25 protein-coding genes are annotated in these 23,919 nt (G+C 36.4%); 12 read left to right on the top strand and 13 right to left on the bottom strand.

The features are described from left to right. The first annotated feature begins 63 nt into the window (after positions 1-63). Positions 64-348: a DUF3817 domain-containing protein gene (locus tag P7V56_RS08970; protein WP_171223320.1), complete on the top strand. Its 285-nt coding sequence runs from the start codon at positions 64-66 to the stop codon at positions 346-348. Then, on the top strand, positions 341-1,600 hold the full coding sequence (locus tag P7V56_RS08965; RefSeq protein ID WP_171223319.1) for a mechanosensitive ion channel family protein: 1,260 nt from the start codon (positions 341-343) through the stop codon (positions 1,598-1,600). The genes P7V56_RS08970 and P7V56_RS08965 overlap by 8 nt, the downstream gene beginning before the upstream one ends. Here P7V56_RS08965 and P7V56_RS08960 read toward each other — a convergent pair. Next, a complete protein-coding gene (locus tag P7V56_RS08960) occupies positions 1,597-1,989 on the bottom strand; it encodes an acyl-CoA thioesterase (protein WP_171223318.1) in 393 nt (130 codons plus the stop codon). The two genes, P7V56_RS08965 and P7V56_RS08960, sit on opposite strands and share 4 nt — an antisense overlap. 230 nt (positions 1,990-2,219) lie before the next feature. On the opposite strand from P7V56_RS08960, the gene P7V56_RS08955 reads away from it, so the two are divergent. The 7 genes from P7V56_RS08955 (at position 2,220) to P7V56_RS08925 (ending at position 9,220) form a co-directional block, all read left to right on the top strand. Beyond that, on the top strand, positions 2,220-3,539 hold the full coding sequence (locus P7V56_RS08955) for an OmpA family protein (RefSeq protein WP_171223317.1): 1,320 nt from the start codon (positions 2,220-2,222) through the stop codon (positions 3,537-3,539). A 73-nt stretch (positions 3,540-3,612) separates the two neighbouring features. Next, on the top strand, positions 3,613-4,011 hold the full coding sequence (locus P7V56_RS08950; RefSeq protein WP_171223316.1) for a glyoxalase: 399 nt from the start codon (positions 3,613-3,615) through the stop codon (positions 4,009-4,011). A 239-nt stretch (positions 4,012-4,250) separates the two neighbouring features. Beyond that, on the top strand, positions 4,251-4,964 hold the full coding sequence (locus P7V56_RS08945) for an esterase family protein (RefSeq protein ID WP_171223315.1): 714 nt from the start codon (positions 4,251-4,253) through the stop codon (positions 4,962-4,964). Positions 4,965-5,006: 42 nt separating this feature from the next. Then, complete coding sequence (locus P7V56_RS08940) at positions 5,007-5,954, top strand: ATP-grasp domain-containing protein (protein WP_171223314.1); 948 nt, start codon at positions 5,007-5,009, stop codon at positions 5,952-5,954. Positions 5,955-5,984: 30 nt separating this feature from the next. Beyond that, the gene (locus P7V56_RS08935) at positions 5,985-7,094 is read left to right on the top strand and encodes a carboxylate-amine ligase (protein WP_171223313.1); all 1,110 of its coding nucleotides are present in this window, start codon (positions 5,985-5,987) and stop codon (positions 7,092-7,094) included. A 98-nt stretch (positions 7,095-7,192) separates the two neighbouring features. Continuing rightward, on the top strand, positions 7,193-8,017 hold the full coding sequence (locus P7V56_RS08930; protein ID WP_171223312.1) for a type 1 glutamine amidotransferase: 825 nt from the start codon (positions 7,193-7,195) through the stop codon (positions 8,015-8,017). Positions 8,018-8,026: 9 nt separating this feature from the next. Then, a complete protein-coding gene (locus P7V56_RS08925; RefSeq protein WP_171223311.1) occupies positions 8,027-9,220 on the top strand; it encodes a hypothetical protein in 1,194 nt (397 codons plus the stop codon). Here the strand turns inward: P7V56_RS08925 and P7V56_RS08920 are convergent. The 7 genes from P7V56_RS08920 to P7V56_RS08890 form a co-directional block, all read right to left on the bottom strand. Then, the gene (locus P7V56_RS08920; protein WP_171223310.1) at positions 9,217-9,765 is read right to left on the bottom strand and encodes a hypothetical protein; all 549 of its coding nucleotides are present in this window, start codon (positions 9,763-9,765) and stop codon (positions 9,217-9,219) included. The genes P7V56_RS08925 and P7V56_RS08920 overlap by 4 nt on opposite strands. 95 nt (positions 9,766-9,860) lie before the next feature. Then, a complete protein-coding gene (locus P7V56_RS08915) occupies positions 9,861-11,078 on the bottom strand; it encodes an ATP-grasp domain-containing protein (protein ID WP_171223309.1) in 1,218 nt (405 codons plus the stop codon). 3 nt (positions 11,079-11,081) lie between these two features. Then, positions 11,082-12,503, bottom strand: coding sequence for a leucyl aminopeptidase family protein (locus P7V56_RS08910; protein WP_171223308.1), 1,422 nt, complete (start codon positions 12,501-12,503; stop codon positions 11,082-11,084). A 7-nt stretch (positions 12,504-12,510) separates the two neighbouring features. After that, a complete protein-coding gene (locus tag P7V56_RS08905; RefSeq protein ID WP_205959402.1) occupies positions 12,511-13,653 on the bottom strand; it encodes an alpha/beta hydrolase in 1,143 nt (380 codons plus the stop codon). A 188-nt stretch (positions 13,654-13,841) separates the two neighbouring features. Then, entirely contained in the window at positions 13,842-14,339 is a 498-nt protein-coding gene (locus P7V56_RS08900) for a DUF2231 domain-containing protein (protein ID WP_171223306.1), read from the bottom strand. A 74-nt stretch (positions 14,340-14,413) separates the two neighbouring features. Further along, positions 14,414-15,814, bottom strand: a complete 1,401-nt coding sequence (locus P7V56_RS08895) for a sensor histidine kinase (protein WP_240976707.1) — start codon at positions 15,812-15,814, stop codon at positions 14,414-14,416. Further along, positions 15,801-16,472: a response regulator transcription factor gene (locus P7V56_RS08890; RefSeq protein WP_171223305.1), complete on the bottom strand. Its 672-nt coding sequence runs from the start codon at positions 16,470-16,472 to the stop codon at positions 15,801-15,803. The genes P7V56_RS08895 and P7V56_RS08890 overlap by 14 nt, the downstream gene beginning before the upstream one ends. A gap of 469 nt (positions 16,473-16,941) precedes the next feature. Between P7V56_RS08890 and P7V56_RS08885 the strand changes: the two genes are divergently transcribed. The 3 genes from P7V56_RS08885 to P7V56_RS08875 all read left to right on the top strand — a co-directional run bounded on the left by P7V56_RS08885 (position 16,942) and on the right by P7V56_RS08875 (position 19,223). Further along, a complete protein-coding gene (locus P7V56_RS08885) occupies positions 16,942-17,403 on the top strand; it encodes a hypothetical protein (RefSeq protein ID WP_171223304.1) in 462 nt (153 codons plus the stop codon). A gap of 179 nt (positions 17,404-17,582) precedes the next feature. After that, a complete protein-coding gene (locus tag P7V56_RS08880; RefSeq protein WP_171223303.1) occupies positions 17,583-18,476 on the top strand; it encodes a hypothetical protein in 894 nt (297 codons plus the stop codon). 189 nt (positions 18,477-18,665) lie between these two features. Further along, complete coding sequence (locus P7V56_RS08875; protein ID WP_171223302.1) at positions 18,666-19,223, top strand: hypothetical protein; 558 nt, start codon at positions 18,666-18,668, stop codon at positions 19,221-19,223. Between the two features lie 763 nt (positions 19,224-19,986). Here the strand turns inward: P7V56_RS08875 and P7V56_RS08870 are convergent. The 5 genes from P7V56_RS08870 to P7V56_RS08850 form a co-directional block, all read right to left on the bottom strand. Continuing rightward, positions 19,987-20,415 (bottom strand): Hsp20/alpha crystallin family protein, encoded by a 429-nt coding sequence (locus P7V56_RS08870; RefSeq protein ID WP_171223301.1) that lies wholly within the window; start codon positions 20,413-20,415, stop codon positions 19,987-19,989. A 258-nt stretch (positions 20,416-20,673) separates the two neighbouring features. Next, positions 20,674-22,110, bottom strand: coding sequence for a DUF3570 domain-containing protein (locus P7V56_RS08865; protein ID WP_171223300.1), 1,437 nt, complete (start codon positions 22,108-22,110; stop codon positions 20,674-20,676). An 8-nt stretch (positions 22,111-22,118) separates the two neighbouring features. Further along, on the bottom strand, positions 22,119-22,328 hold the full coding sequence (locus P7V56_RS08860) for a DUF4266 domain-containing protein (RefSeq protein WP_171223299.1): 210 nt from the start codon (positions 22,326-22,328) through the stop codon (positions 22,119-22,121). Further along, complete coding sequence (locus tag P7V56_RS08855; protein WP_171223298.1) at positions 22,321-23,310, bottom strand: FAD:protein FMN transferase; 990 nt, start codon at positions 23,308-23,310, stop codon at positions 22,321-22,323. Before P7V56_RS08855 ends, P7V56_RS08860 begins: the two co-directional genes overlap by 8 nt. Positions 23,311-23,312: 2 nt before the next feature. After that, positions 23,313-23,747, bottom strand: a complete 435-nt coding sequence (locus P7V56_RS08850) for a thioredoxin family protein (protein ID WP_171223297.1) — start codon at positions 23,745-23,747, stop codon at positions 23,313-23,315. Positions 23,748-23,919: the final 172 nt, after the last annotated feature.

Below are 23,919 nucleotides of genomic sequence, written 5' to 3'. Positions count from 1 at the left end.
GTAACCGCTTTTTGATGGGTTTAAAATGTTATTACTTAATTTTGCGGATAAATTCTGAAAAACATGACTAAATTTTTTAAGTTCATTGCTATTGCTGAAGGCATTTCCTATCTTGTTTTGTTCTTTAATATGCTGGTTATCAAACCCTCTGATATAGATTTATACAAAACCTTATTATTTCCAATAGGAATGGCACATGGTGTATTGTTTATTGGTTATGTTATTTTGGCTTTTGCTATTTATAAAAATCAAAATTGGAGTCTTAAAGAATTGGCTATAGTGCAATTGGCTTCACTTTTACCCTTTGCCACTTTTTATGTGGAGAAAAAATATGTAAAAAATGCATAAAATCGTCGAAAAAATATTTGGTTGGAGTTATCCGCTGTTCAAGAAATGGGATTTTGGCGAAACGCTTTCTTCTTATTTGAGTTTGGCCATCAATATTATTATCTTAGTTTTTATCGCCTACACTATATTTTTGGTCTTCAGATATGCTTTGGTAAGAATCATGATTATCATCGCCCGAAGAACCAAAACCCGATTTGATGATTTATTGGTTTCCAACAAAACCGCAAAATATACCGCCCATTTAATTCCGTTGTTGTTCATTTATAAATCGGTACCGATTATTTTAGAAAACTTTGTCTATTGGGAAGGTATTTTTGGCAAATTGGTAGGCATTTACATAGTGTTATTGAGCTTATGGATTATCAAAACCATACTCAATGCGTTCCGAGATCATTTAAAATCAAATCCATCCTATAGTGATAAGCCTATTGACAGTTACATTCAGGTAATCATGATAGTGCTTTGGACATTTGGTTTTATCATTATCATTTCCAAAGTTTTTGACATCAGTACCAATGCCATGTTGGGAACTTTTGGAGCCGTTTCGGCTATCATTATTTTGATTTTCAGAGATACTATCCTGGGCTTTGTAGCCAGTGTACAAGTTTCTTTAAACGATATGGTGCGTATTGGTGATTGGATTACTTTTGATAAATTTGGTGCCGATGGTGATGTAATCGAAATTAATTTAGCTACTGTAAAAGTTCGAAATTTTGACAATACTACGACTACGATTCCAACTTACAGCATGATTTCTGATTCGTTCCGAAACTGGCGCGGTATGTTAGATTCTAACGGAAGAAGAATTAAAAGACACATCCTAATCAAAGCCAACAGCATTCGGTTTTTGAATGAAAATGAATTGGAGGAGTTGAAGAAAATACAATTGGTAACCCATTACATTGAGCATCGTCAAACCGAAATTGATAAGTTTAACAAATCACACCACATTGATAAATCATTGTTAATCAACGGCAGAAACATGACCAACTTTGGTTTGTTCCGAAAATACATCACCCAATATTTAAGTCAATATCCGGGTCTGAATAAGGATATGATTTTGTTGTGTCGTCAGTTACAACCAACACCGCAAGGAATTCCGTTAGAAATTTATACATTCTCCAACGATAAAAGATTCGAAAACTATGAATACATCATGGCCGATATCTTTGACCACATCTTTGCTTCGATTCCGTATTTTGATTTAGAGATTTATGAAATGCCTTCCGGGAAAAACGACTTTGTAGATTAATAATCGGTTAATCTATCCTGAACATACTCGATTTGAGTTTTTCCGTGTGGTTTGGGTTTTCCGTCCGTTCCAAGACTCACCATGGTAATTGAATCAATCGTAATAATGATTTCTCGGGTCATCATATTTCTCACCTGACAAGTCAAAGTCAGCGATGATTTTCCGAATTTCACTACGTCTATTCCAATTTCAACAATATCACCTTGTTTGGCTGAACTCCTGAAATTAATTTCCGACATATGTTTAGTCACAATTTTCGGATTTTCTAATTGAATGATCGAATACAAGGCCAATTCTTCGTCAATCCAAGCTAAAAGCCTGCCGCCGAATAATGTACTGTTTGGATTTAAGTCCTCAGGTTTTACCCATTTTCTGGTATGAAATCTCATAAGAAATAATTTACTGTAACAAAATTATTGAATTTAGCTCGGACAAATACATTTTTGGCAATTCATTAACCGAAATCGTTTTCAAGAGTTAAGGTCGCCTTGATTTATTGTAAAGATTCCGTGAAAACTATTTCACTTTGTCCATAAAAGGGTAAAAAAGTTGATTATTAATTGTAAACATCTATATTTGCATACATTTAACATTTAATTGTGTATTAAATTTTTCAAGTATGAAACAAAACCTACTAACTCTATTCGCATTCTTATCCCTTTTTTCGGCCAATGCACAAGTTGCAGTTGACACTACCGGAATCATTGGCGATAGCTATAACAAATGGTCTATTGAACTTTCAGTCGGACAAGGCAAAGGTGTAAAACCTTATGCTGATGGTTATTTTTCCAGTAATCCCGATAAAGTTTTTGGCGGATTACAATTAAATACTTTTGGGATTGGTGCCCGATATATGATTAGCCCGAAATTTGGTGTAAAATTTGATTTTAACTACGAAAATTTTAAAAATCAAAGCGGTAGCGAAAGTTTAGAGTTTGAAATGCTTCAATACAGATCTTCTGTTCAAGGTGTTGTAAATGCTGTTCGATTATTCGGAATTGAAGAAGCAGCCGGCAGATTCGGATTGCTTTTACACGGAGGTCTCAATTTTGCTTACATGCAACCACAAACTGTAGCTCCGGGTCATAACAAAGGAAGACACGAATGGAACGGTGGTTTGATTGTAGGTTTTTCTCCGCAATTCAGACTAACAAATTCTTTGGCTCTATTTGCTGATTTAAGTACTATGAATTACTACAGACAACATTTTAACTGGGATGGTTCTTATGCTGAAGGCACGAATAACCTTTCCGGTCAACAAGTTTCGATGACATTTGGATTGTCTTATTCTTTCGGTAATGAAAAAATCCATGGAGATTGGGCCATTATTCAAGATAAAAAAGACAAAGAAATAGCAGAATTAAACAACAGAATCGGTGAAATCGAAACGTTGATGAACGATACCGATAAAGATGGTGTTCCTGATTATTTAGATGTTGAAAATAATTCTATCGCAGGCGTTGCTGTAGATACTAAAGGAAGAATGGTTGATAAAAATACCAATGGTGTTCCTGACGAGTTAGAAAAATACATAGACAGTTCGATTACCAATAATAACAACAGTAACAATACTACTCTTTCTAAAAATATGTTAGAACAGTTGATTAACGAAGGTTATATTGCGGTTTATTTTGATAAAAACGTTTCACAACCTAATGCTGCTTCAACAGATAACATCGGATTTGTATTGAATTATTTGCGAACTAACCCAACAGCTTCTTTGGAGATTTCAGGATATGCTGACGAGGTTGGAAATAATGCTAAAAACGAAAAGTTAGCCGCAAACAGAGCAGAAAATGTAAAAGCAATCTTAGTTAAAGCCGGAATCAATCCTTCAAGATTAAACGCTAAAGGAGCCGGAATTGACAGTTCGGTTGACAAGAATTCAGAGTACGCTCGCCGCTTAGTTCGCAAGGCTGTATTCAAGATAACTAATTAACAATTAATTATTGATAACTATAAAATGACCTCTGTTTAACGACAGAGGTTTTTTTATAACTTTAAAAGAAAAAATGGAAGACAGAGATAATAACGTTCTAGAATTAAGAGGAGAATCTTTAGGAACAATTACCAATCAGTCCTCGCTTGAGGAAGTTTTTCAAAATAAAACCCTTCGCCCAATTTTAAAGTTACAAAATGATTTGTTCATTCAGGTTTTTATCAATTACGCTATGAAACAAAAGAATGTTTTCTTTACGCTAACTCCCGAAAAGAAAATGGCCTATGTGGAGAATGTAATCCAAAGAGACATCAAATTCAGAAATTCACTAAAAGGAATGGTAATCGCCTTTTTCACTTTAGATGAATATGCCGAATACATTCAAAATTCTTCCAACCTGAACAAGCGCATGATGAACATGCTGATCGAAAGATTGAAAAGTCAAATCCAATTAATCACTGTTGAGGCATAATTTGACTCATTTTTTGTAAACAATAGAATTTTTAACGATTGTTTGTCCCTGTTTTTACCATTACAGGGCTTATTATTCTTGATAATAATTAAATTCCCTATTTGTATTTTGTCTTTTTTTTGGATAATTTTCAATAACTAAATATCAATAAATATTTTATCGTAAAACTTGATTAGTTTCAAAGTTTTACACATTTTACAATGAATTTTTCATTATAATTGTTAAAACGAATAACAATTATGAAAGAGGAATATTTTAAGTGGTATTCGCCTAACCTAAGCCGTGAAATCCAAATGCTTGTTTTCGGACATGCCGGATATCCGGTTATCCTCTTCCCTACTTCTATGGGAAGTTTTCACGAAAATAAAGACCAAGGTTTAATCGAAAGTGCTCGTTGGTATATTGAACAAGGTTTAATCCAATTTTTTTGCCCGGACAGTATTGATAAAGATAGTTTTTACAACAAAAACATCCATCCGGTGCATCGCATCCAAAATCACGTTTGGTACGATAAAATGATTTGCCACGAAATTGTAGAACGGGTTAAGAATAATACTTACGCCGGTAAAGTAGCGGTTGCCGGTTGTAGTTTTGGTGGATATCATGCCGCCAACTTTGCTTTCAAACATCCCGGTTATGTTAGCCATATGTTTTCGCTTAGCGGTGCCTTTTCTATCAAAAGTTTTATGGATGGGCATTGGGATGATAATGTGTTTTACAACAGTCCTGAAGACTATTTACATGGTTTAAATGACAGTGAATTATGGAATATGGACATTATTTTAGGAACTTCCAATTGGGATATTTGTTTTGATGCCAATTTAAAACTAAGCAAAATCCTTTCCCAAAGAGACATTCCACATTGGTTAGACATTCGTCAAGACCGAGAACACGATTGGCCGGTTTGGCGCGAAATGTTTCCGCATTACCTGTCCAGAATCAAGTTTTTTTAAAATCAATAAATCAATTAAGACAAAACAACAAATACAAGAGTTATGAAGAAGATTGGAATTTTATTCGGGATGGAAGATACTTTTCCCTACGCATTCATTGAAAGAGTCAATGCTAAAAACGAAAAAGGCATTATAGCGGAAGCCGTAACCATAGATAAAGTGGTCCAAAATAAAGGCGGAGAATATGCTGTCATCATCGACAGAATCTCTCAAGATGTTCCCTTTTATCGCGCTTTTCTTAAAAATGCCGCTTTAACCGGAACCAACGTAATTAATAACCCGTTTTGGTGGAGTGCCGACGACAAGTTCTTTAACAACTGCTTAGCCGATACCCTCGGCGTTCCGTTGCCTAACACCGTTATTCTGCCTTCTGCCGAACATCCGACTGACACCACATCCAAATCGTTCAGAAATCTTAAATATCCGATGGATTGGGAAGGAATCTTTGACTACATCGGTTTTCCGGCTTACATGAAACCTTATGCCGGTGGTGGTTGGAAAAATGTTTACCGCTTAGAAAACAAAGAAGAATTCTTTGAAAAACATCGTGAAACCGGACAATTGGTAATGCTTTTACAAGAAGAAATTGTTTTCCAAGATTATTATCGCGTGTATTGTTTAGGCGGAAAAGCCGTAAGAATCATGCCTTATGAACCCAGAAATCCACACCATTTAAGATATGTAGTCGAAAATCCGAACACCGATAAAAAATTAATGGCCACTATCAAAGATTACACGCTTCGCCTTTGCAAAGGTTTAGGTTATGATTTCAATACTGTTGAATTTGCGGTTCGTGACGGCATTCCGTACGCCATCGACTTTGGGAATCCGGCTCCTGATGCTGAATATACTTCGGTTGGCGCCGAAAACTTTGAATGGGTGGTTGAAGAAGCGGCCAAAATGGCTATAGCTTTCGCTAAAAAACAAAAACCTGGCAAAGTCAATCTGACTTGGGGAGATTTTATTAAAAACGCTGCCGCAGAGAAATAATAGCTTTCCTTATAATTTAAAAGTGAAATAATGACGAAGAAATTACCTGTATTTACCCTAGGCGTAGAAGAAGAATACCAAATCATAGACCCACAAACCCGTGATTTACGATCGCATTTGTCTAAAATTGTTGATGGTGCCAAAATTATTTTAAATGAACAGGTAAAAGCCGAAATGCACCAATCGGTCGTGGAAGTCGGAACCAATATTTGCAAAAACGTCAAAGAAGCCAAAGCCGAAATCAAGTTCTTGCGCAGTAAAATTGTAGAGCTGGCAGCCAAACAAAACCTCGTAGTCGGCGGTGCCGGAACACACCCGTTTTCACGTTGGCAGGACCAACCAATAACTGACGATCCAAGATACCATCACATTGTAAACGAATTGCAAGATGCTGCTCGTTCCAATTTGATTTTTGGGATGCATTGTCATGTCGGAATTGAGAATCGTGAAATTGGTTTACAATTAATGAATCAAGCGACTTATTTCTTGCCGCATATTTTTGCATTGTCAACCAATTCACCTTTCTGGGAAGGTCGAAATACCGGTTATAAATCATTCAGAACTAAAGTATTCGATAAGTTTCCCAGAACCGGTTTGCCCGAATATTTCGATAGCGTTCAAGCCTATGATAACTACTTGGAAACGCTTGTTAAAACCAAATGCATCGACAATCCGAAGAAAATATGGTGGGATTTGCGTTTACACCCTTTTTACGATACCATTGAATTTCGCATCACCGATATGAGCTTGACTGTTGATGAAGCCATGTGTATTGTAGCTATAATTCAGGCGGTTGTGGCTAAATTGTACAAATTAACCATGGCCAACACCAGTTTTAATATCTATAGAATTGCTTTGATTAAAGAAAATAAATTTCGTGCCGCACGTTACGGCGTTGAAGGCAATATGATTGATTTTGGTTTGCAACAAGAAGTCAATACCAAAAGCTTAATCCTTGAATTGCTTGAGTTTATCGATGATGTTGTCGATGAATTAGGCAGTCGAGACGAAATCAACTATGTTCACACTATACTAAATGAAGGCACCGGAGCCGATAAACAATTGGCCGTTTTTAATCAAACTCAGGATTTAACGAAAGTGGTGGATATGATTACGTCAGAATTTACCAGAGGATTGTAATTTCAAGAGATTTGTTAATTGAATTGTTATTAACTGAACACTAATTACGGAACACTGACCACTATTTGTTTAAATTTGCATTACCAAATTGTAAAAAAATGAGCCACCAAATTCGCATAGCGATTCTAGATATGTACAACGGCGAACCTAACCAAGGAATGCGTTGTATTGTAGATATTATCAACAGATTTAATCAAATAGCAACGTTTCAGGTTTTTGATGTCAGAGGTAAATCGGAGTTTCCTGATATACAGAAATATGATATTTTTATCTCTACCGGCGGACCGGGAAATCCTCTGGAAGGCGATGGTTGGGATTTGAAATGGTATGATTTTGTAGATGCATTGTGGAACTGGAACAAAGAGCAAAAAGTCAAAAAGCACATGTTGTTTATTTGTCATTCGTTTCAAATGGCTTGTCATCACTTTGGTTTGGCTACTATTAATAAAAGAAAAGCGACTTCTTTCGGCGTAATGACCATTCACAAAACCGAGGCGGGAAGCAATGATCCCATTTTAGAAGGTTTGAACAATCCATTTTATGCCATTGACAGCCGCGATTACCAAGTGGTTCAGCCGAAACTCAGTATTTTCAGTAAAAAAGGCGCCATGATTATCGCCTTAGAAAAAATCAGAACCCATGTAGAATACGAACGCGCTATTATGGGTGTTCGTTTTTCGGATGAATTTGTTGGTTTACAATTCCATCCCGAAGCGGATGCCATGAGCTTTATAGCCAATTTAAAAAACAAAGAAAGACGAGAACACATCATTGCCATGAAAGGTAAGACCAAGTTTCGAGACATGTTGGAAGACTTATTGGATGAAGATAAAATTTATAAAACCAACGAAACCATTATCCCGAATTTCTTGCGCATTGCCATCAATGATTTAATGAAGTACAGAAAATCGCTTTCTAATTAGATTTATAAAATGAATCCAAAATACCGCCAACTTTTCAACGACAACTTTACCGTGGCCAAATACGACGCCATGCAAGACGATATCAATTCAGATTTCGATTATAAGGTAACGTTCCGAATTGGTGAAACTCCTTTTTTTATTTCGAATGAGTTAAAAGCTCAGTTGTTAGAAGGTTGTCAAGAAGTTATTCATTTCATTCAAAAGGACGATTTTAAATCGCTTACAAACAAAGCTTTAGATTTAAATCGAAAAGTACCGAATGAAGATGATCACACAACTTTTCTGGCGATTGATTTTGGTATCTGTGAAGAAGACGGCGAAATTGTTCCCAAGCTGATTGAAGTGCAAGGCTTTCCATCGTTATTTAATTTTCAGAGTCATTTGTCCCAAAAATTTGTCAACCACTACCCTTTCCTATCTGAATTGACACCGTTTCTAAGCGGTTTGAATCACGAAAGTTATTTGAAATTGATTGAGAATGTTATTTGTAACGATTTGCCAAAAGAGAATGTAATTCTTCTTGAAATTGAGCCCGAAAAGCAAAATACCAAGATTGATTTTTATTATTGTCAAAGCGATCTGGGCATTCCTGTAGTTTGCGTAACCGATTTGTTTGAAAAAGACAACCAACTTTTTTACAAGAATAATACAGGCAATGATATTCAAGTGAAACGAATTTACAATCGCGTGATTTTTGACGAATTGGATTTGCGAACCGACTTGCAGTTGAATTTTGATTTTTCAAAAGCATACGACGTAGAATGGGCCGGCCATCCGAATTGGTTTTTCAGAATCAGTAAGTTTATTTTGCCATACTTGAAAGGAAAATATTTTATAGAAACCACTTTGCTGTCTGACTTAAAAGAAATCCCAACCGATTTGGAAAATTATGTTTTGAAACCATTGTTTTCTTTCTCAGGCAGCGGTGTGATTTTCCATGTAAAGCGTGAAGATATTGAAGCGGTGAAAGAAAAAGACTTGTATATCCTTCAGAAAAAAGTCAATTACAAACCCATCATACAATCGCCAGACGGCAAAGTAAAAGCGGAAGTTCGTTTGCTTGCCGTTTGGAAAAAAGACGCACCTTCTCCTACTCTGGTGACCAATTTGGTTCGATTAAGTCGAGGTGAAATGATAGGCGTGAAATTCAATAAAGACAAGGATTGGGTTGGCGGAACCGTAGGAATGTTTGAGCGAGATTAACTCAAATATTTTTTCTTTACTTCTAAAAAAGTCTTGGATGTAGTCACTAATTCGTTTGCGATTTCCTTTCGCAAAGTATCCAAATCCTCATATTTTAAGTACTTTGCCCAATCTTCTTGTGTCAAGACTTCTTTGATGGTTCTGATGGTTTTGGCGGTTTCTTTGGCGTTTCGCAATACTACTTTTTCGTTGGCTTCAGCCGTATTTTTATGGTAAAAATTAACTTCGGTTGTTTCCCAATTCACTTTAATAAAAAACAATTTGGAAGTATCATCATTAGAATAAAAATCGGTCCAATGCGCAAAAGCAACGGTTATATTTTGGTTTTTAAATTCGGTCAACGGAATCAAACGCCAATGACAATTGGCCACTCTTCCCCAATGATTGGAAATTCGGTACAAACCTTCAGCCGTAAAAATGTATTGGCTTCCTGATTGACTGGTATAATTGATTTTTAAATCTTTGATTTCAGCAAAAGGCACTTCTTTCCAAATACAGAAAGTGTGAGAGTGGAAATTGAGTTTGGTGTAGGTTTTATTGGCCACAAATATTGTTTTAAAATGGTTCTCGATACATTCCGATTGCATCGAACACTCGAACTGACGAATACAACAATTTTAGTGTATTCGTGGTTAGAATTTTAATGCAATTTCTTAACCGCTTCTTGTTGGGCTACTGTAGCAAAATCTCTAATCAATCTTTCAGCGTAATCATCCAGCAATTGTCTTACCCGTGCATGTTTATCGCTTTTTACTACCAATCCGGCATGGTATTCTAAAGGCACTCGGAAGCAAACTTCGCCATCATCAAAACCGGATAAATCAGGATGTTCAAATTTGGATAAAGTCAGCACAATTCCGGCATACTCTTTCTTGATGGTTGGCAGTTTGTATTCTTTGCCTTTGACCAGAGCATCTTCAATTTTGGCCCATTCAGCCCAAAGATTTACACCGCAAGCCGCATCAACCATTTCAGCTAAATGCGCGCCGCCAACCCGTGATGCTGTCTCCAAAAAGTAAATTTTACCATCATCATTGCATTTGATAAACTCAGTATGATTGGCGCCATGCTGCATACCAAAAGCTTTCAAAACTTGTTCGTTTTGCTTTTTTATTTCTTTATCATCTTTAGAATCATAAGGAATATTGGCACTTCTGAAAATACCGCCGCCTTGAGAGATTTCCATAGGTGTGGCCAAGTACTGAGACGTGATAGAAAACAACGTTTTACCGTGCCAATTCAATCCGTCACAGTGGTAAACCGCACCGGGTTTGAATTGTTCTACTAAATATTTTATTCGATTGTCTTCCAAGCCGTGTATTTTTTCCCAAAGTTCTTCTTTGGAATGGACTTTCATAATTCCCGAAGCCGAAGCTTCCGAACGTGGTTTTAAAACCCATGGTGGTGAAATGGTATCAGCAAATTCGTTGATTTCTTCATCATTGAATAGCGGACTAAAAGCAGGAATCGGAATGCCGGCATCTTTGGCTCTCATTCTCATGGCCAACTTGTCTCGGAAATACCTGCCGGTGGTTTGTCCCATTCCTGAAATCCTTAGATTTTCTCTTAAGTAAGCCGCTTTTTCAACATCAAAATCATCCAGGGCAACGATGCTGTCAATTTTTCTCTCTCGCATTAAACTCGCTACACCGGCTAACAACTCTTCTAAATTCCAATCTACATCTTGTCCGGGCATAAAATAGATTTCGTCTATATAATCAAACGCCCAAGGTTTGTCGCGTAACTTTTCCGAAGTCACTAAATAAACTTTATTGCCTTGTTTCTTTAAATTGATTAAGAAATCATTTCCTTTGAAATAATTAGAAATACAGATGAAATTCTTGATTGGATTTTCCATACGCTATAGATTTTCAATAAATTTAGTGATTAAATGCACGCCATATGCCGTTGCATGCTTGGTTTTGGCAAACTCGCTATCGCCAAAAGCTACGCCTGCAATATCCAAATGTGCCCACGATTTATGGTCTTCGGTAAAATATTCTAAAAACTTAGCTGCAGAGATTGCACCGGCTACCGGTTTTCCGGAATAGTTTTTTACATCGGCAATTTCACTGTCGATATCTGACTTGTAAGCATCCCAAAGCGGTAACTGCCACAAACGTTCCCCTATTGCATCGCCTGATTGTTGTAGTTTTTGGGACAACTCTTGATTGTTGGTAAACAATCCGGCGCATTCGTAGCCCAGAGTTCCTACGACACTTCCGGTTAAGGTGGCCAAATCGATTACGGTTTCGGGTTGGTAATTTTTAATTAAATACGATAAGCCATCCACCAGTATCAATCGACCTTCGGCATCGGTATCAATGATTTCTATAGAATGTCCGGCATAACTTTGAATAACATCACTAGGCATAAAAGAGTGCGCATCGACTGAATTCTCACACGCAGGTACAATCGCAGTAACGCGATAAGGCAATTGCAAATCGGAAACCAATTGCATGGCACCCAAAACCGCTGCAGCTCCGGCCATATCACATTTCATTTGTACCATTCCGGCTGTTTTGATATTTAATCCTCCGGTGTCGAATGTAATTCCTTTGCCTACCAAACCGATGTGCTTTTTGGCTTTCTCGGGTTTGTAATCCATAATGATGAATTGCGGTTCATTGGCACTGCCTTTCCCAACAGAAAGAAAAGAATGTAAACCTATTTCTGTCGATTTTTCTTTCCCGAAAACAGTTACATCGAAACCGTATTTTTTACCGGCTTGGGTTGCCCAATCGGCTAAGTATTTCGGGTTGACTTTGTTAGGCGGTAAATCAACTAAGTTGAAGGTTTCCAATTGAGCATTGGCTATCTTGATTCCTTTATTGATTGCTTCTTCAATCTCGCCTTTTGCAATGTATTTCAATTCAAAATTTTCGTTGGCAAAAGGATGCGCTTCGTTTTTCTTGTAATGACCTAAATCATAAGTACCTAAAATCAGCCCTGAAACAGCCGCTTCAACTTCGTCAGCCTTAAATTGATCCGGAAATACCAGAGCTACAGTTTGACCAAAAACTTCCTTTTGCTTGGAAGCGATTCTTCGGAAAATTGTTTTAATCGATTTGTAATCAATCTCTTTTCCCAAGCCGATAAAAATATGAGTACAATCGTATTTGTCTACCAAATAATGGGTGTCTTTTTTGCCGTAAAACACTTTGGACGAAACAGTGACGCCATGGTATTCAATCGGAACAATACTTTTAGCATTCGTTTCGTATACCGGAATTAAGATGGTTCCGATAAATGCGTCAAGGGTTTTTATTTGTTTTGTCTTCATAATTAATTTATTCTTCTTTAGTACTGAAATAAAGCCATTCAATCGCTTTAGGGAATTCGTCACTCCAATATCTTTCGTTGTGCTTGCCTTCCATATTGATGCTTAGGCGTACTTTCATCTTATCGGCGAACCCTTCTTTTTTTAATAATCGTTTTTTAAAGTTCTTGACGTGATCAATCATGGTGGCACTTTCATCGCCTCCGGCGTAAAGATAAATTCGGGTGTCTTGCGGTTCATCCATGTCCAAGAACGACAGTTTTATTTTGGGCACAACCCATAGCGATGGCGAGAAAATCATGAGTTTACCAAAGATTTCCGGATACATAATCCCCGAAAAAATACTGACCAATCCGCCCATAGAACTACCTCCTATTCCGGTGTGTTCGCGCTCGGGTTTGGTTCTGAAATTGGCATCTACAAAAGGTTTTAAAGTTTCGGTCATAAAGCGAATGTACTTTTTGCCTTCGCCTGTGCCCAAAACCGTGTTGCCGACATTGTATTCTTTGATGCGCTCTTTTTCGGCGTGTTCGACAGCGATGATAATGATTTTTCCAATCTTATATTCGGCCATTACGGCGAGCTTTTTATCGATTTCCCAGTTGCCGTATTTGGCTTTTTCGTTAAATAAATTCTGAGCATCTTGTAAATATAAAACAGGATAAGTTTCGGTTGTTTTTTCGTAGTCATGAGGCAATAGTGCCCATACTCGACGCGTTTTATTCAATTGCGGAATTTCAAACTCTTCGGAAATTAAATGGACTTTAGGTAAAAACTTGGATTTAAAGGGCAACCAATTGTGACGCCATTTGGCTACGTGCTCTTTGCGAACGCCATTGTGTTGTTTGCAACTTCTGTTTTCGGTTCTGTTCCCAAATTTGTCTATCTCTACTTCGCTCCAATCGCCTCTGGTGAATTTGTATAACAGTTCATCGGGATACGTGAAATCGTGGGCAAACTTGTAATGGTACAAACCTTGACCCACGCGTTCCATTTCAAATTTTTTGTCTTGGGTTTCCCAATTGTTGAAGTTTCCGGAAATATACACCGGTCTTTCGTCGTCTTCGTCGGTGGTTAAAATAATATTGAGTTGGGGTTCAATAATTTTCTTAAGGGTTAAATCTTCCGCTACATGGTCTTCGGCTCTGCGCATGCTAAATTTCATTTTACATAAAACGTAAATATACTTTATTGTCGCTTGTTGACAAAGCCTTTTTCAAAAATTAGCAGATAATCGATAATGCGTATTTTTTTTTGAAATATCTTAATTAATATCGATTAAAAATAAAAAAACCTAACAGAATTGACTGTTAGGTTTGAGTACAACGGCAATGAATATGTTTAATCTTCTTCATGCTCACCACCGGTTTCAGGAGCAGCAATTTCCGGAGATGCAGCATTGGCTCTGATTTCGGTATGACGAACTTCTCCGCCTGAAGTACCAACTTCTTTTACCAATACAGTTGTAACAATAGTTAACAATAAAGTAATCCAGGTAAATAGTGTGGCTTTAGAATGTTTTTTAAGATTAGCTATCAATGATAATAAAGCAAATGCTCCGGTTACATAAAGCACCAATATAAACTTCTCAGCTAATTCTTCGTGTTCATGGATAATTTCTTTGCCTACACTTGGCATATCTTCTACCAATTCTTCTGCGCCTTCACCGGTTGACATGGCGGCAAATCCAAAGACGGCGGAGACAATCAGTAGTACAAAAGCGGTGTTCTTTACGGCATTGTTTTTTAAGACAATCCCGGCAATTAAAATTCCCAATCCAAAAATCGTCCCGATGATGGGAAAATGGTTGACTAACAGGTGTAAATGAGCGTCGTTCATAGTTTATATGGTTTTAATTTAGTGTTAAAAGTAAACTTAATTATTTATTTAGAATATGACATTTATCAACTTGACTATTCTTTATTGAAGCCCAAAATTACTTTGGTTCCTTTGTTTTCTTTACTTTCGATTTGCAACTCTATTTGCAATAAGAGCGATAGTCTTTTTACGATTGACAATCCCAAACCGGTTCCTTTAATATCGGGATGTTCGTTAGATTTAGAACGGTAAAACTGATCGAATATTTTTTGTAAATCTTCTTCGGCTATACCAATACCATTATCGGAAACAGAGCAAAGCAATTTGTCTTCGGTTTCTATGATCTCAAAATTAATGGAGCCATTGGGTTTGGAATATTTCACGGCATTGGTCAGAATATTATTTACGATGATGCAAAGCAAATAAGAATCGGTGTTGACGTAGAAATCTTTGGAGAAATTGGCGATACATTTTAGCTTCTTTTCCCCTATTATGGTGCTATTCCTTGAGATTACTTCTAAGAAAACGGCGTTGAGTGATACTTTTTCAATTTTGAGCGTTTGTTTTTGGTTTTCAAAACGTGCCAATAAAAGCAGTTCATCTACCAAGTGATTCAAGCGATTTACCTCGCTGATGCAAAAGTCTATTTTCTCTTTATATTCTTCAGGATTACGAGGTTTGCGCACCAATACTTCTAATGTTCCTTTAATAACGGCCAGCGGAGTTCTGAGTTCGTGAGAAGCATCAGAAGTAAATTGTTTTTCGCGTTCAATGGCGTTTTCTACCCTATCGAGCAGGTTGTTGATGGTTTGGGATAAGATAAATAATTCATCACGGTTTTGAGGCAGCGGTATTCTCGATTTTAAATTGTCTTTAGTGATTACATTTGAAGTTTCTATGATAGAACTTATCGGCTTAATACTTCTACCGGCTATGAATCGGGCAATGAGAAACAAAATAATTAAGATAATCGGATAAGCCACTAACAAGATGATAAATAAGTTATGCAATACCATAGCCGAATCTTCTAAAGACATCGCCACGATAAGATAACCAATAATTTTGGTGCCTTGGTAAAGCGGTACTTGAATTTGACGAACGGCAATATTCTCGAGTTTGGTGTCAAACAATTCGTTTACCGGTGCAGTGGCTTTGTAGGTCAATTGTTTTTGCTTCAGATTAGGCGATTTCTCTACCATGGCACCCAATTCGTCTACAAACTGTATAAAAGCCGGACTGACTTCTACTTTGTTAAACTGACTCGTTTTCCACTCTTCTTCTTCGATTAGGAGTACACAGTTTTCTATGACTTCAATTTCTTTTAAATGCTTGGCAACTTCGGTTTTGATTTCGTTGTTTACCCTGACATAGACACTGAACCTAACGATGGAGTAAATCACAAAGAACACCACCAAAATCAACAAGGCAGTGGTGATGATATAATTAGAAGCGATTCTGTTTTTAAAAGAAAACTGTTGCATTTTATAATTCGTCATTAGCAATATACCCTACGCCGCGAATGGTTTTGATATAGTCTTCGTCGACTTTTAGGTTGAGTTTTTTTCGGATAGCGTTCATGAATACATCAATTACGCCGGTGTCGTATTCAAAATGAATGTCCCACACGTCTTGAATGATTTGGGTTCTGGAACAGACAGTACCTTTGTTTTTAACCAGATAGTGCAACAAATCAAACTCTTTTTGGGTTAGGGAAACTTCTTTTTTGTTAACCGTTACTTGGTGTTTTTGGAGGTTAATTTCCACCGGACCTAAAGTTAAGATTTCATTCTCGGGTTGGTCGCGCAACTGTACTTTGATGCGTTCTACGAGTTCGTCAAAGCTGAAAGGTTTTTTGATGTAGTCATTGGCTCCGGCTTTGAGACCTTCAACGGTTTCTTGCACGGTATCTTTCGCGGTTAGAAAGATGATAGGTGTCTTGGTATTTTGAGTTCTGATGGCTTTACAAACTTCCAAACCGGTCATTTTGGGCAACATCCAATCTAACAAAACCAAATCAAACTTGGTGCTTTGAAAAAGCTCTAAACCTGCTTTTCCGTTATTGGCCGCCGACACTTGGTAGCCTTCTTCTTCTAAGCCTTGTTTGAGAAACTGTACTATGCCGTCTTCGTCCTCTACTATCAGAATGTGTTTCATATCATTGGGTTTGTAGTGCTAATGTACTGCTTTTTATGTTTTGGCGATAGTGAAGGTTTTGTTTTTAAGGGAAAATTAATTTGGAAACCGTTTGATTGATTACAAAGTGTAGCCCATAATTTCTATTGCTGTGTTGTTGCACTCTCCCTGCACTTTGATAGGGAGTAGTAGTTTTTTAAAAAGCTTTGACATGGCTTAACATAACTTATCTATGACTTATCTATGGCTTATCCATGACGTTTATATGACGTATATATGACGTATATATGACGTTACTATGACGCAGTAGTTATATGAATATTAGAGTTTAAAACTACATTTATAAGAAAATTATGTTAATAACTTCACTATAATTCCCTACTGATGGGGATGGGTTGATGGTGGGGAATTTTGTAAATTTGGAATACTGCTGAAAATAATGATACATATCGGCACGTTAGCAGCAACATTCACTCGTTTATCTTAAAAAATGAAATTGGCACTCATAAAAATATTATTATTGTTTTGTTGCTTAAGTTATTCTCAAAACAGCATTGTAAATCTCGACAGTATAAATTGGGAAAAAGAAAATGTCAACTGGGAAAAAAATATATTTTCTGAGCCAGAATTTGTAAATAAGCTTGAAGTATCAAAAAGTGACAATAGCATGAATCTTTATGCGTCAATGCAAAAGGAATGCAGAATTTTTGGCTACCAAAAACCAAACAAAAATTCCAAGAAAATGATATTACTATCAATTTGGACTTTTGACGTAGAAGATAATCCAAGTAATTGTCCATTTGGCTCATATTACGAAACAAGTTCCATGGATATGGAATTAAAGTATCTTGGAAAAGAAAATTCTTTTGTAAAAGCAGCACTAATAAAAGATCAAAAGCAAATAGCAATTGTTTACTTTGAAAAGAAATGGGTAGAATTTGTTAACTATTAATCTAAAATACGGCTGCTAACAGCAGTTTGTGATAATTGCGTGGCTTGGGATTATTTAGAGTTTTCTCCGAAAATTCAAAGCCAAGTTTTGTACTTGGAATCATTAATAATAAATCTTCGCAGCTATTGCAATCTGCGGCACATTAGAGACAATAGTAAAACGACACAAAGGAACAAATAATGAGTTACGATTTATACTTTTATAAGAGAAAAACTTCTGATTTGACAGAAAGTCAAATCGCTGAATATTTAACTAAAAACTTGACTTCAACAAATGAAAGTGACACACAATGGTTTGTTGAAGACGAAGATACGGAGGCATATTTTTCGCTTAGCCAAAATGAACCTGAAACTGATGAAGAAAGTATTGAGTTGTTTGAAAACTTTGCTGAATTTGAAAATACTCATTTCACTTTCAATCTTAATTATTTGAGACCTGACTTTTTCGGACAGTTTGCATTTGAATTTGTGGACAAATTCATTAAAGACCTTGATTTATTTGTTCTCAATCCACAATCAACTATTGACCCAGACAATCCAATAAAGCCAAAAGACAATGAACTTTATGAAAATTGGTCAGAAACGAATTCAAGAAATTCAGCGATTTTTTTTAAAGAATATGAACTTGAATTTTATCCAATAGAGAAATCAAATGACTTTTATAACTATAATCACAACAAGTTAGCATTACAAGAAAAGTTAGGCGACAATTATTACGTTCCAAAACTTTATCTTTTTAAAAGAAAAACTGACGGACAAATAATTACACTTTGCACTTGGACAGAACATATTCCAAATGTTTTTCCACCTGTTGACTATTTCCTACTGACAAAAAAATACAAGAAATTGTTTCGGACAATTGAAGAAGTTGGGCTTATAAGTTCAGACACATTTAAAGAAAGATTTGGAAATTTTCTCGAAAATTTTGATTTCAAAAACTGTAGAATTATTCATCCTGACAAAGCGGAAAAAGTTAAAGACATTTTCAACACAACAAAAATTGAGTATAAACTTGCTGACTTTGCAGAGAGAGTTCAAATTGACAAATTAGTAAACGCGAAACCGAATGAATAAAAACTACCGGTGCTAACAGCAGCTTGTGATAATTGCGTGGCTTGGGATTATTTAGAGTTTTCTCCGACCCCGAAGTTTCGGGGCAAAAAGTAGTTTTTTATTTTGAATCAACAGTGATAAATTATCCCAACAGTTACAAGCGGTGGCACGTTAGCAGTAATGCCAATAGAAATTGCAAACATAAAATATATGAAAAAATTTATATTCTTACTTTTAATAATTGCGGGCTGTAATAAACCGAAAGAAGAAAACATGGTAGCTTTAAAAGAAAGTTTATCAGTTAAAAAGGATTCGAAAAAGTTTTACGATTCTGATGAAATTGATCATTATTATTTAGACATTTCAGAAGAAAAAGTAATGAAACTAGCTCGAGTAAAAAATAAAAATGAAGAACAAGAGGACTTTATAAGTTTACTAGTTAGTCATTATCCAGATTCGATTACTGAACCAAACTTTGAAATTAAATTACATAAATATAAATTTAAAAAGACTGAACTAAACGAAACAAAGAAAAAGGAAGTGGAAAATATCTTTAGTAAAAAGGATTCGATTCAAACCGAATTTTCTTCTTGCCTGCCTTATTATCGTGACATTTTTATTTTTAAAAAGAACGATTCAATTATTGGAATTGCTAAAGTTTGCTTTGGTTGTGGTGTTTCAAGATTTTTGGGTTCGGAAGTTGACACAGATGGTTTCGGATTATACAGTGAATTAAACAAATTGAAGAAAATCATACGAGAAAAATAAAGCACTACTGCTAACAGCAGTTTGTAACTACTGCGAGCTTGGGCTTGCTCCGAATTTTCTCTGAAAATTAAAAGCCAAGTTTCATACTTGGAATTATTAGTAATAAATCGTCGCAGCTTTTGCAAGCGGCAACACATTATAGGGTATTTTAGAATGACGACAGAGACCAATATCAACAGACAGACATTTTGGACATTTTCAATTTTGATAATATTTCTTTGTGGAATATTTTCAGTGTTGAATTTGTACGACTTTTATTTGATTGGTATTCTCAACCAAACAGATGGTTATCCATTTGGTGGAGAAGGTTCAACTCCATATTATTACAAGTCATCAAGACTTTACTCAATAGTAAATCTCGTTTGGGGTTTACTTTTCTTTACAATGCTTATACTTGTCTCATGGAGAACAATCAAAGGCAATAGAAAAAATATTTTTTGGTTTTATGGTCTAACTATTTTACTCGTAATTGTACATATTTTTCACGGACAAATTGGAACTTAGAGGTGTTTATAAAAAGTGGAAAAATTGAAATAAGCAGTAAATAAAAAACGCCCTATAACTGCGGTTTTGCGCTATTGCTGGTTTTTGTTGAATACAACTTAAAAACTTTATCTAAGCAGACAGTACGCAGTTCGCTAACATCGTAACAGACTAATCGCTGCAAAATGTGACAGCCAATTTTCACCACTTTTGTTTATCCGGCAGAAATAAAAAAAGCTTTCAAAAATCTGAAAGCTTATCGTTTTGAAAAATTAACCGGTTAATTAATTTCTATCAATCTTTTTGGTTTCGGTAATGCTTCCTCACGTTTAGGCAACGATAGGGTTAACACACCGCTTTCATAGCTGGCCTTGATTGCATCATAATTAACCGTCTCAGGAAGATTAAATGTTCTTTTGAATGAGGTTGACGAAAACTCTTTTCGAGAGTAGTGCTCATTATTGACCTCGTTTTCAAATTGTTTTTCACAAGAAATGTTCAAAGTCTTTTGACTAATTTCCACTTTAAAATCCTCCTTTTTAAACCCGGGAGCACAAACTTCTAATGTAAAGTTTACATCATTTTCTTTGATGTTTACGGCAGGCAATGCACTGTTAAAATCTTGGCTGCCTCCATTCCAATCAGTTCTAAAAATTTCATCTAAAAGAGATGGAAAAGCTAAATTGTTTTTTCTTTTCACTAGATCCATGATACATAAAATTTAAAGTTAAACGATTCAAATTTTACAAAATAAATGCCAATGGTTTCTCGAGGACAAAAATGCCTGTTTTACACTCTGAAAAATGTCATCTTGACAGAATCGAAATGATTTAGCTGAAAAATTTTCACCTTGTAAATTTGTAAAACTAACCATAACAGCCGTTTGGCGTAATAGCCGATTTGCAAACGAGTGAAGCGACTGCCTGAGGAATCTGTGCTACTCTATCCCAACAAAACTGTCAACATCCTATTTATCCATCACAAACTTAAACGCTACCGAAACAATGTCGGCACTCAAAGTATCACTGCGTTCGTAATGGTTGTATCTGAAGTCTACATTTTTCAAGCCAAATTTCCAAATATGGGTTTTGGTAAAGATGTCTAAGTAAGTTGCTCCTACTCCGTACTGATTGGCGTTAAAAGTGGACAAATCATAATCTGACGTATAATACTTTTCGGTGGAAACATGGGTTTCAAAAGGCGCAAAATATTTAGATTCGGTTTGAGTATAATAACGATACATTGGGTAAACGGTGAAGTGATCATTTAACTTAATCGGCACTTCTATATTTGCCGTATGGGCTTGAATTCCCCAATCATCAGTATAAAAACGATAGTAAGTACGCAATTTAAAATGCTCATTGATGTAATAATTTAATCGGGCACCAATAGGCAATTTAAAACGAGTGTTAGGTAAACGTTCTATGTCATCAGCCAAACGATACACTCCAACGTTCTGTGGTGTTTCATAAACCGAAATGTATTGTGGTTGACCTATATAATAATTTTCTTTATCGGCAAAATAAATACGATGGTACGGTGTTGACAATAATCCTTGTTGTTTTAAAATATCAAAGAATATAGAGCCCTGTAATTTTTTGGTTACTATTTGAGAAAAAGAAAACGACACCGAATAAGAGTTACGGTTCACCGATTTGATTTCTTCAAACTGAGAAGGCAAATACCCGTTAGAAGCTACGCCGTTTTGATTATAAACGGTAACACCGCTGAAGTAACCATTGTTCAAAAAGTTGTTGCCGTACTGATTGTATTCGTGTAATTCTGTTGGCAATATTGGTCGCCATTGGTCCAGATAAACATTGGCTTTCAAACTCAGCTCTGTATTTTTTTCGTTAAACAATTTAGCCAAGCCGCCACCAAAACCAATGGAAGTGTAATCGTACTCATTAGAAAAAGACACATCGGCATTCCATATAAAGTTTCGGTCATCTGAACTGTGACTGTAATTGATGGTCACACTCGCCAAAGCATCTTGGGCCGAAGCACCGGAAGAAGCCAACCAAGGCGTACCATAAGGAGAACCGGCTTTGTCATCATCGTCATCATCGTCGTCATCTCCGCCCGAAGCACCACTGCTGTTAAACGGATTAATATTACTGGAAGAAGCCGATGTATAAGCCGATAAACCGGCATCAACGGTCAGTACGTCATCGGCATTCATTGGCATGGTAATCACGATATTGGAAGCCAAATCGGTTAGTTTTTCAGAACCCATTCCACCGGAAACCGAAGAATGAACTCCGTCTTGTTTATAGTAACTGATTAAGAAATCGACTTCGGTGGCATCAAGAACTCTTTTTTTGAATACGGTTGTACTGTCTTTTTCCTGAGCAAAAGAACGGTAACCACCGAGTAAGGCTAATAGAAAGATATATTTTTTCATTTTAAATTTTAATTACAACCACAACCTCCGCCTGTTTTACCACCGTTAGCACCGGCAGCCGCTTCACGGTAAACCTGAAAGGTTACTTCATAGCGTTCGGCAGTTTTGGCTGATAATTTCATTTCGGTGTCGTTGATATATTCTTTTTCATATTCTTTCACCACAGTGCAAGAAGACATGAAAACAATCAGTGTTAGTAATCCAAGTATTTTAGTCATGTTGGTATTTTTTTAAATCTATATTGTTTGACGTTGAAATTTTGCCTTCTTCATCTACCATAATACAGCCTACGCCCGGTAATTGGTTTACCAAGTTCATCCCGGCATCTTTTCCCATTACGAATACGCCGGTCGCCAAAGCATCGGCCAGTTCGGTAGTTTTAGCAAAAACACTCACACTGATTAATCCGGTAGCCGGATAACCGGTACGCGTGTCAATAATGTGAGAATAGCGTTTGCCGTTGAAGGTGACGTATTTCTCATAACTGCCTGAGGTTTCTACGGCAGTATCTTCTAGCGGAAAAGTGGCGAATATTTTGTTTTTGTTTATGGGGTTTTTAATCCCAACTTTCCATTGTTCCCCATTGGGTTGTTTGCCCCAAGTACTGATATCGCCTGAAACATTAACCAATCCGGCGACACAACCTTTAGAAAGCAATAAAGCTTTGATTTTATCGGCTATATAACCTTGACCAATGCCACCCATGCCCAGTTTCATGCCTTCGAGTTTTAGGAAAACAGTTTGTTTTTCTTTGTCGATTACAATATTCTCATACCCTACTTTCTCCACCGATTTCTTGATGGCTTCCGGTGAAGGCATTTCTTTCATGCTGCCGTCAAACTTCCAAATTCTATCCATAGAGGCATAACTGATATCAAAAGCGCCATCCGTCAGTTTAGAGATTTTGATGGAACGTTCAATCAATTCGATTAATTCTAAAGGCACTTTCACCGGTTGTTTTCCGGCATTTTGATTGATCTGGGATAAAGGCGTAGTTGGTATCCAATCTGAAATCAAATTTTCAATGCGTTTGACTTCGGCTATGGCCATATCTTCATACAAATTGGCTTGCACCGTATCATTGGCTACGACCGTAATTTCAAACGGACTGCCCAGCAAACTCACTTTTCGTTTGTGAATCAGTTGGGCATTGGCACTAAAACCAACAGTAAGAAATACTATTAAAAGTAATCGGTTCATGTTTATTTGATAAGCGCTTGTAATTCGGCTATGTATTTTTCGGCGGTTTGGTTTTCGTATCCTTTTCGGGCGATTACTTTTCCTGTTTTGTCTAAAATCACTACAAAAGGAAAGAAACCTTCTTTGTTGTATTTTTCGGCCAAAGCCAAATTAGCCGCTCTGAGTTCCTCCGGTAAGACATTGGCTTTCTTTTTGGGAAAATCTGCGCGCAACAATACAAATTTACCTTCGGCATAGGTTTTAAAATCAGGTGATTGCCATACATTTCTATCTAACTTGATACAAGGCGCACACCAATCGGAACCGGAAAATACCAATAGGATGTTTTTGTTTTCTTTTTCGGCGGTAGCTTTGGCTTCTTCAAAATTAGTAGTCCAGTTTTGAGCAAAACTGTTAGCGGTAAACAATACAAAGGCGATTAAAAATATACGTTTCATGATTGACTTTTTATCTATAGAAAGTTGGGCTTCATTTACCCTACCCGATGCAGTAAAATTATATTTTATTCGGTTCATTTTAACAAGAACTTTTTTCTTAAGCGAATATTAATTTAGGGTATTTCTGCTATAAAATGTTACAATACCAAATGTAATTAACCACACCATTCTT

Source organism: Flavobacterium sp. IMCC34852 (genome assembly GCF_030643905.1).
Lineage (GTDB): Bacteria > Bacteroidota > Bacteroidia > Flavobacteriales > Flavobacteriaceae > Flavobacterium > Flavobacterium rivulicola.
This window is presented reverse-complemented; position numbering and strand designations above follow the sequence as displayed.